10 protein-coding genes and 1 pseudogene are annotated in these 8,707 nt (G+C 75.9%); 3 read left to right on the top strand and 8 right to left on the bottom strand.

Going from position 1 to position 8,707, the window contains the following annotated elements; translation table 11 throughout:
- Nucleotides 1–5 precede the first annotated feature (5 nt).
- The 5 genes and pseudogenes from GCU67_RS09140 to GCU67_RS22765 all read right to left on the bottom strand — a co-directional run.
- The gene (locus GCU67_RS09140; RefSeq protein WP_163610917.1) at nt 6–671 is read right to left on the bottom strand and encodes an NADPH-dependent F420 reductase; all 666 of its coding nucleotides are present in this window, start codon (nt 669–671) and stop codon (nt 6–8) included.
- A gap of 52 nt (nt 672–723) precedes the next feature.
- Nucleotides 724–1,665, bottom strand: a complete 942-nt coding sequence (gene ypfJ, locus GCU67_RS09135; protein WP_163610916.1) for a KPN_02809 family neutral zinc metallopeptidase — start codon at nt 1,663–1,665, stop codon at nt 724–726.
- Nucleotides 1,662–2,309 (bottom strand): SIMPL domain-containing protein, encoded by a 648-nt coding sequence (locus tag GCU67_RS09130; protein WP_163610915.1) that lies wholly within the window; start codon nt 2,307–2,309, stop codon nt 1,662–1,664. Before GCU67_RS09130 ends, ypfJ begins: the two co-directional genes overlap by 4 nt.
- Before the next feature lie 96 nt (nt 2,310–2,405).
- Nucleotides 2,406–2,762: a hypothetical protein gene (locus GCU67_RS22770; protein WP_163610914.1), complete on the bottom strand. Its 357-nt coding sequence runs from the start codon at nt 2,760–2,762 to the stop codon at nt 2,406–2,408.
- 286 nt (nt 2,763–3,048) lie between these two features.
- Nucleotides 3,049–3,159 (bottom strand): annotated as a pseudogene (locus GCU67_RS22765) (hypothetical protein); the annotation flags it as partial.
- Between the two features lie 93 nt (nt 3,160–3,252).
- On the opposite strand from GCU67_RS22765, the gene GCU67_RS09115 reads away from it, so the two are divergent.
- Genes GCU67_RS09115 through arr form a run of 3 tightly spaced genes read left to right on the top strand, consistent with a single transcriptional unit; the run spans nt 3,253 to nt 5,025 of the window.
- Nucleotides 3,253–3,699: a nitroreductase family deazaflavin-dependent oxidoreductase gene (locus GCU67_RS09115; protein ID WP_163610913.1), complete on the top strand. Its 447-nt coding sequence runs from the start codon at nt 3,253–3,255 to the stop codon at nt 3,697–3,699.
- Entirely contained in the window at nt 3,600–4,532 is a 933-nt protein-coding gene (locus tag GCU67_RS09110) for an SDR family NAD(P)-dependent oxidoreductase (RefSeq protein ID WP_338104891.1), read from the top strand. Before GCU67_RS09115 ends, GCU67_RS09110 begins: the two co-directional genes overlap by 100 nt.
- A 34-nt stretch (nt 4,533–4,566) precedes the next feature.
- Nucleotides 4,567–5,025 carry an NAD(+)--rifampin ADP-ribosyltransferase gene (gene arr, locus GCU67_RS09105; protein ID WP_163610911.1) on the top strand — a complete coding sequence of 153 codons (459 nt, stop codon included), beginning with the start codon at nt 4,567–4,569 and terminating at the stop codon, nt 5,023–5,025.
- Here the strand turns inward: arr and GCU67_RS09100 are convergent.
- From GCU67_RS09100 to GCU67_RS09090, 3 genes are all read right to left on the bottom strand, one after another.
- Nucleotides 4,998–6,560 carry an FUSC family protein gene (locus GCU67_RS09100; RefSeq protein ID WP_163610910.1) on the bottom strand — a complete coding sequence of 521 codons (1,563 nt, stop codon included), beginning with the start codon at nt 6,558–6,560 and terminating at the stop codon, nt 4,998–5,000. The two genes, arr and GCU67_RS09100, sit on opposite strands and share 28 nt — an antisense overlap.
- Before the next feature lie 69 nt (nt 6,561–6,629).
- On the bottom strand, nt 6,630–7,601 hold the full coding sequence (locus GCU67_RS09095; protein ID WP_163610909.1) for an aldo/keto reductase: 972 nt from the start codon (nt 7,599–7,601) through the stop codon (nt 6,630–6,632).
- A 36-nt stretch (nt 7,602–7,637) separates the two neighbouring features.
- Nucleotides 7,638–8,707, bottom strand: a 1,070-nt coding sequence (locus tag GCU67_RS09090) for a winged helix DNA-binding domain-containing protein (RefSeq protein WP_338104890.1), incomplete at its 5' end; no start/stop codon positions are given.

The following is an 8,707-nucleotide window of genomic DNA, read 5'->3' as shown; positions in this document are numbered from 1 at the left end:
GGCGCTCACATGTCGCGGTAGCGCTTCGCCGCCGCGGTGGCCGCGCGTAGCCCGTCGGCGTCCAGCTCCGCCCCGTAGCCGGGGGTGTCGCGCTGGATCCGCCAGCCCTCGGCGAGCGGGCCGAGGTCGACGGTGTCGAAGCCGATCGCGTCGATGAACGCGACCACCTGCGCCTTGGCCGCGGCGTCGTCGCCGGCCACCGTCAGCGCGCGGCGGTGCGCGGTGCCGGCGGGGGAACCGTCGGCGGTGATGTCGGCGGCACCGATGTGGTTGAAGGCCTTGACCACCCGCGAGCTGGGCAGGTGGGCCTGCAGCAGCTCGGCGGTCGTCGTCGTCTCGTCGTCGAGCTCGGCGATCTGTCCGTCGCGCTGCGGGTAGTAGTTGTTCGTGTCGATCACGACCTTGCCGGCCAGCGGCTCGACCGGGACGTGCGGCACCGCCGTGAGCGGGACGGTGACCACCGCGAGGTCGGCGGCGGCAGCCGCGCCGGCGGAGGTGTCGGCGCGCACCTGACCCCGCCGTCCGGGTCGCTGCTCGAGGGCGGCGACGAGGTCGGTGAGCGTCTCGGGTCCGCGGGAGTTGCTGATCACGACGTCGTGACCGGCGTCGAGGGCTGCCTGGGCGAGGGCGGTGCCGATGTGGCCGGCGCCGATGATGCCGAGTGTCGTCATGGTGCTCGACAACCCGGCCGGCGTCCGGCCGCTTCCCGGGCGGGTGCGGTGCTCAGCCCAGGTCGTCGGTGGCGAAGGTGTCGCACCGGCTCGGGTCACCGGTGGAGTAGCCGGTGCTGAACCACCGCTGCCGCTGCTCCGAGGAGCCGTGGGTGAACGACTCCTCGTCGACCCGGCCCCCGCCCAGGTTCTCCTGGATGAAGTCGTCGCCGATCCGCCCGGCGGTGTCCAGTGCGCGGTTGACGTCGTCGTCGGTGATGTCGACGATGAGCGGCTGGCCCGTCTCGTCGGGCACCGTCTCGGCGTGGTCGGCCCAGGTGCCGGCGAAGCAGTCGGCCTGCAGCTCCAGCCGGACGCTGCCGCTGGTCGGGCCGGCGTCACCGGGCTGCACCTGCCGGTTGATGCCCAGCAGGTTCTGCACGTGGTGGCCGTACTCGTGGGCCAGCACGTAGGCGTTGACGAAGGCCCCGCCCTCGGCCCCGAACCGGGTCTGCAGGTCGTCGAAGAAGGACAGGTCGATGTAGACCAGCGAGTCGCCGGGGCAGTAGAACGGCCCGGTGCCGCTGCTGGCGGGGCCGCACGCGCTCTGCACCTGGTCGGAGAAGAACACGGTGTCGGCCGGCTGGTAGTCCGCCCCCAGGGTGGCACTCCAGTAGTCCTGGACGGAGTCGATGCTGGCCACGACGGCGCACTCGGGGGAGGTGTTGGCGTCGGCCACCTCGTCGCAGGACGCGGCCAGCTCGCTGTTGTCGAACGCCGACCCGGCGCCCTGGCCGGCGTCGAACCCGCTGAAGCCGCCGGCCGGGATGCCACCGCCGCCGCCCCCGCTGCCGCCGAGCACCTGGAACAGGACGACGACGATCAGCCCGACGACGCCGAGGCCGCCCCCGCCGACCGCCAGCCCGCGCCCGCCGCCGAGGCCACCGCCACCGCCACCGCCTCGCCGGTCCTGGACACCGGAGGTGTCCAGCCGGCCGCTCTCGCGGAACCTCATCGTGCGAAGACCTCCTGGTCGGGGACGGACATGGTGAACGTGGCCTCGACCTGCCCGTGCACCTCCACAGGCGCCGGCTGCAGGTCCAGCTGCGGGCCCCCGCCGGCCATGGCGAAGGCGCGGGCCGAGCCGCCACCGGAGGTGTCGACGTCGCGCACCTCGACCAGCCCGGTGAGCCGGCAGCCCAGCGCAGCAGCGTAGGCGCGGGCGCGGGCGACCGCATCGGCGACCGCCTCGCCGCGCACCTGCTGGTGCACCGGGTGGCCACGGCTGACCCGCCAGTGCGGCCCGTGCAGCGAGGTGTCGGGCAGCGTCGCGACGGCCACCGCCAGCTCCCCGGCCGCCGCCACGTCGGCCATCCGCACGCGCGTCGTGGTCACCGCGACGTGGCCGCTGACCCGGCTGCCGTCCCCGGCCTCGGGGTAGGCGGCGACGGCGTCGGTGACCACCCCGGCCAGGTCACCGCGGGCCGCCTCCAGCAGGTCGGTGAGCGACCGCTGCCGCTCCGCCAGTCGGGTCAGCGCGGCGTCCCGGCGACGGTCGCGCACCTCGACGGTGACGGTGAGGTCCGCAGCGTCGGGCAGCACCTCGGCGACCGCCTCGCCGCGGACGACGACCCGGGGGGCGGGGAGCACGGGCTGCACGGGTCCTCCTCGGGGTGCGTCGTCGTCGGGGCGCGCTGTCCCGGCGGGGTCCTGGAGCACTCTGCCGTCGCCCGGGTCCGGCCGCACCCCGGCGGGTCAGCCGCGGGTCAGGACGTGCTCCACCCGCTCGGCCACGGCGCGGGCGTCGTCGACCCCGAGCACCAGCCGGCGGAACCGCTCACCGGTCAGCTCGACGACGACGGCCTGCTGAGACGCCCGCAGGTTCCAGAACGTCCACTCGCCGTCCCGGCGGTGGCTGCCGGCGGTGACCACCCGCGGCACGTGGGTGCCCGGGGACCGGATGCCGGCGGGCTCCCGGGCCACCCCGGGGTCGGCGGTCGCACCCCGGACGTGGGTCAGCGGGACGGTGATCCGCCGGCGCAGCGACCCGAGCCGGTCCAGCCCGGTCGTGGTGACGACGAGGGCGTCCCCGACGATCTCGACAGCGGTCACGTGTCCTCCTGGGGGTGGGTGGCGCGGCGGACGAGGTGCTCGCCCAGCAGGCGGGCCAGGGCTGCGGCGGGGTCCTCCCCGGGGGCGGGGTGCACGGGCTCGGCCAGCCCCGGGCCACGAGTGCGGCCGCCTCGGGGTCGACCGGGGCGCGCTCGACGGCCGCGCGCAGCAGCAGGGTCAGGTCCGCGTCGGCCGCCCTGGCCAGCCCGTCGACGTGGTCGCCGAGCACGCGCAGGTAGAGGGCGCGCTTGCTGCCGGAGGTCGAGTACAGCGAGCCGCGGTGGACGCCCAGCCGCTGGACGTCGTCGACACTGGCGCCGTCGTACCCGAGCTCGGCGAAGACCTCGGCCGCACGGGTCACCGCAACGGCCTCGTCGAAGCCGCGCGGCCGGCCCATGGGGTGACCGTGGCGTTCGATGACCGGTCGTTCGAGAACGACCGGTCGGGAAGGTGCCGGGCGGGCGGGCGACGCCCGTCCTAGGGTCGGGACATGCCTCTCGACGGTGAGTACGTCCCCAGCCCGGAGAAGTGGGTCCGCGACCAGGTGGAGCTCTACGAGCGCACCGGTGGGCGCGAGGGCAACACGCTGCCGGGCCGTACCGAGCCGGTCGTGGTCTACACGACCCGCGGGGCCAAGAGCGGCGCGGTCCGCAAGAACCCGCTGATGCGGGTGGAGCACGACGGCGCCTACGCGATGGTCGCCTCGCAGGGCGGGGCACCGACCCACCCCACCTGGTACTTCAACCTCAAGGCCCACCCGGACCAGGTCACCGTGCAGGACGGCGACACGGTGATCGACGGCGTGGCCCGCGAGGTGACCGGGGAGGAGAAGGCGGTGTGGTGGGAGCGGGCCGTGGCGGCCTACCCCGACTACGCCGACTACCAGGCGAGGACGGTCCGCGAGATCCCGGTCTTCGTCGTGGAGCGGCGGAGCTGAGCACCGGAGGCGGGCCGGTCGTCGTCGTCACCGGGGCCAGCGACGGCATCGGCGCGGCGGCCGCCCGCCGGCTGCACCGGGCCGGCGCGCAGGTCGTCGTGGTCGGACGGTCGGCGGAGAAGACGGCCGCCGTGGCCGCCGAGCTGGACGGCGCCCGCGCGCTGACCGCCGACCTCGCCCGCCTGGACGACGTCCGCCGGCTCGCCGCGCAGCTGGCCGACCTGCCGCGGGTCGACGTGCTGGTCAACAACGCCGGCGCCTCGTTCCCGCGCCGTGAGGTCACCGTCGACGGCAACGAGCGCACCTTCCAGGTCGACCACCTGGCGCCCTACCTGCTGACCCGGCTGCTGGAGCCCCAGTTGCGGGCCGCCGGCGGCCGGGTGGTCACCACGTCGTCGTTCGTGCACTGGGGCGGGGTGTCCCGGCGCGGGCACCTGGCCGAGGCCGTCGAGTCGCGTCCGCCGTACGTGGCGACCCGGGCCTACGCGCGGGCCAAGTGGTGCAACGTCCTGTTCACCCGCGAGCTCGCCCGGCGGTGGGCGCCGGAGGTCACCGCCACCTGCTTCGACCCCGGTGGGGTCGCCACCGGGTTCGGCCGGTCGGCCGGCGGGGTCACCGGGCTGCTCTTCCGGTCCCCGCTCGTGGCCTTCCTGCGCACCCCGGCCCAGGGCGCGGACACCCTCGTCTGGCTGGCGACGGCCCCCGACGGCTGGCGCAACGGCGCCCACCACGCCCACCGCAGCCGCACCATCACCGCACCGTCGGCGCGCGACGACGTCCGGGCTGCGGAGCTGTGGGAGCTGTCGGCGGGGCTGGTCGGCCTGCCGGTCTGAGCCCTACGGTGGCCGCGGGGCGGAGGGAGCCGGGATGGACGAGGGCGGCACGCGGGAGCCGGTGACGTACGAGCACTACGCGCACGTGCCGGGGCCGTTCCTGCACGGGACCAGGGCGGTGCTCGCGGTCGGCGACGAGCTCGTGCCCGGGTTCGTCTCCAACTTCCAGGCCGGGCGGCTGATGAACCACGTCTACTTCACCGCCCTGGTGGAGACGGCGGCCTGGGGTGCGGAGCTGGCGACGGCGCTGGCCGGTGGCACCGGGCGGGGACACGTCTACGTCGTGGAGCCGCTGGGCCCGTTCGAGGACGACCCGAACGTGACCGACAAGCGGTTCCCGGGCAACCCCACGCAGTCCTACCGCACCCCCTCCCCGCTGCGCGTCGTCGGCGAGCTCGAGGACTGGCCGGGGCACCCGCCGGAGGTGCTGCAGCAGATGCTGGGCCGGCTGGCGGCGCTGCGAGATCAGGGCCTGGACGTCATCGAGGACTGACCCAGGTCGCGGCGGACCCGGTCGGCGACCGCGTCGGCGAGGACGGCGTCCGCCCGCGCCCGGGCACCCAGCAGCGCCCAGCCCAGGTCGGCCACCTGCCGCGACCGCTGCAGCCAGGCGTCGGTACCGCGAGCGGAGAACAGCTCGGCCCGGGCGGCGGTGGCCACGTCGGCGAGCGCGACGAGCTCGTCGTGCAGCTCGCGCTCAGCCGGGGCACCGGCCGGTGCCTGCACGGCGGCGACCGCCCGGCCGGCAGTGCGGCCGACGGCGTGGGGGAGTCGCCGGCTGCCGGCCCGGCGGAAGAGCAGCAGCCCCACGGCCAGCGCGACCGCCATGCCGAGCACCGTCTCCTCGACCCGGGCCGCGATCAGCGTCGTCCCCGCCGCACCCGGGGCACCCAGGTGCACCAGCAGCAGCGACACCGGGGTCAGGCAGGTGACGGCGAGGACGTACTGGGCGGCGATGAGCAGCTCGACACAGACCAGCAGGACGGCGACCAGCGCGACCGTGACCGCGGTGGGCGGCTGCACCGCGAAGACGACGGCGGCGATGCCGGTGCCGGCCAGCGTGCCGGTCACCCGGTGGGCAGCACGGGCCCGGGTGTGCCGGGCGTCGGTGCCCAGCAGCACCGCGACCGCCGACGTGGCCGCCCAGTACGGGCTGGGCAGGTCGACCGCGACGGCGACCAGCCCGGCGATGGCCACGCCGAGGCCGATCCGGGCCGCGGTCTCGGTCCACAGCGGGGTGCGCGGCCGGGACGCGGGGACCAGGGCCACCACCGCGGGGTCGACCGCGGCGTCCGCCGGGGGCAGGGCGCGGAAGAAGCGGGCCTCGACGTCGTCGGCGGCGGGCAGCAGGGACGGCCGGCGGCGGCTGCCCCCGGCGGCCGCGGTGACGGCGACCCGCACTGCCCGGGCGACGGCACCGCGGGAGCCGGCCGCACCGGACCCCGCCCGGGTGACCGCGGCGTCGGCGGCCTGCAGGGCGCGCCGTTCCGGGCCGGCTGGGTCCCACGCCCACGGCAGCATGACGACCAGCCAGCTGAGCACCGCGGCGGCCGCTGCGGCGGCCACGTGCTGGCCGACCGCCCCGGCGCCCGAGCCCAGCGCACTGGCGCTGCCGGCGACCAGCACCGGCGGCAGCGCCCCGGGCGGCCCGACCCGCCAGACGGCGGTGCCCGCGGTGGCCGCCGCGGCGATCAGGCCGAGGGTGAGCGCGAGGACCACGGGGTGCCCGCCGGTCAGCCCGCCGAGGGCGACGGAGGCGACGACGGCCAGCGCCGCCCCGGCGGAGACCCCGGCGCGGCGGCGGTAGGGCAGCGCGTGGCCGTAGACGGCGGTGAACCCGCCGAGCGCCGCGGCCGACCCGGGGCCGGGGTGGCCGAGCGCCAGGCCGAGCGCGAGCGGCGCCGCCACGCAGAACGCCGCCGACAACGCCCGCCGTCGGTTGGCCGCCCACAGCGCCGACAGCGGGGGGAGCGGTGGGCCGAGCAGGTGCGGGGCGACCCGGCGGAGCGGGGAGGGGGTGCCGGCCACGAGGTCCATCGTGGCCGACACCCGGGCCCGCCGTCGTGGACGCCGATCACGTCCGGGAGGCGAGCTGCCTCACTGGAAGCCGACCACCGCGTGCGGGGTGTAGGGCTCCTCGAGGGTGGCGATCTCCTCGGGCGTCAGCTCCAGGTCGACCGCGGCGACCGCGTCGTCGAGGTGCTGCTCCTTGGTGACGCCGACGATCGGGGCCGACACGACCGGCTTGCTCAGCACCCAGGCCAGCGCGACCTGCGCCCGGGGGACGCCGCGGGCCTCGGCCACCTGGGCGACCCGCTCCACGATCACCCGGTCGCCGTCGTTGTAGAGCCTGCTGCCGAACTCGTCGGTCTCCGAGCGGGTGGTGCTGTCGTCCCAGTCGCGGGTCAGCCGGCCGCGGGCCAGCGGGCTCCAGGGGATGACGCCGACGCCCTCGTCGGCGCAGAGCGGGAGCATCTCCCGCTCCTCCTCGCGGTTGAGCAGGTTGTAGTGGTCCTGCATCGAGACGAAGCGGTGCCACCCGTGCTCGCCGGCGACGTGCAGCGCCTTGCTGAACTGCCAGGCCCACATGCTCGAGGCGCCCAGGTAGCGGACCTTGCCCGAGCGGACGGCGGAGTCCAGCGCCTCGAGCGTCTCCTCGATCGGGGTGGCCGGGTCCCAGCGGTGGATCTGGTAGAGGTCGACGTGGTCGGTGCCCAGCCGGGTGAGGCTGGCGTCGAGCTCGGCGATGATCGCCTTGCGGGACAGCCCGGCGCCGTTGGGGCCCGGGCGCATCCGGCCGTGCACCTTGGTGGCCAGGACGACGTCCTCGCGCTGGGCGAAGTCCCGGAGCGCGCGGCCGGTGATCTCCTCGCTGGAGCCGGCCGAGTAGACGTTGGCGGTGTCGAAGAAGGTGATGCCGGCCTCGAGGGCCTTCTTGATGAGGACCCGGCTCTCCTCCTCGGGCAGGACCCACGGGTGACCGCCCCGCGAGGCGTCGCCGAAGCTCATCATCCCGAGGCAGATGCGCGAGACCTGCAGACCGGTGGTGCCGAGGCGTGTGTACTCCATGACCGTCCTCTTCCCTCGCTGTTGGTCGCTGCAACCTCAGGGGAGTGCGGCGTGGAGCTCACCGATCGCGCCGGCGACGTCCGGCGACAGCGCGGTGAACGGCTCGACCTCGATCGACCGGGCCCTGGTGCGTCCGGCCCGCCAGACGGCGACGACCTGGCCGCCGGCGACGACGGTGGCACGGAACATGCCGTTGTTGCCCGGCACGATGCGCTGGGCGAACTCCGCGGGCACCGTGCAGCTGCGGTCGGCGTAGCCCAGCACCAGCTCGTCGAAGCCGGGCAGCAACAGCACCCCGGCGGCCTGCTCGCGGGCGGCGGCCAGCCGTGTCGGGGTCCCGGGGTCCAGCCAGTGCTCGGTCCCGGCGACCGTCATCGACTCCAGGTGCCCACGCGCCAGCGCCAGCCCGGCCTTCGCGTCCCCGACGGTGCAGTACGCCCAGCGGGTGAGGTCCCTGACGGTCGCCGGGCCGTGGCCGCGGAAGTAGCGCAGCGCGAGTTCGCCGAGCGCCTCCTCCCGCTCCAGTCGCCGGGGTGCGGGCACCCACTCGTCCAGCAGCACGAAGAGCTGGTCGCCGTCCCGGGTGGGGCCCATCACGAGCGTGCCGGTCTGGGACAGCCACCAGAGCAGGTGGTAGCCGCGCTGCCCGGTCGTCGGGACGCCGCCGGCGGCCAGCGCAGCGAGCAGCTCCGCCCGGCTCATCGCGGCACCGCCGGTGAGTGCGGCCACCGCGACGTCCCGGGCGCGCTCGACGTCGTCCTCGGTGAGCTCGACGACCGCCCGGCGCTTCTCGACCCCCTTCACCGCGCGCTCGGTGAGCAGGTCGAGCAGCCAGGGGAGGTCGTCGGCGGCGGTGAGGTGCAGCGTGCCGCGCATCGGCCAGGACCGGACGACGGCGCCGGCGTCCAGCGCTGCGGTGACCTCCGCCCGGGCGCTGCCGCTGCGCAGCGCGACCGACAGCAGCGCACCGGGCAGGTCCTGGGCCTGGACGGCGGTGAGCCGGCGCACGGCCTCGACCGGGGAGGCCGCCGGTGGCCCGACCAGCCACTGGGCCGCCATCCGCAGCAACGAGAGCTCGTCCACGGGCACACCCTGGCAGCAGGTGC

This window comes from Modestobacter muralis, from assembly GCF_010682105.1.
In the GTDB taxonomy this organism is placed as follows: Bacteria; Actinomycetota; Actinomycetes; order Mycobacteriales; family Geodermatophilaceae; genus Modestobacter; species Modestobacter muralis.
The sequence above is the reverse complement of the archived record's forward strand: the minus strand, read 5'-3'. Positions and strand labels throughout refer to the sequence as shown.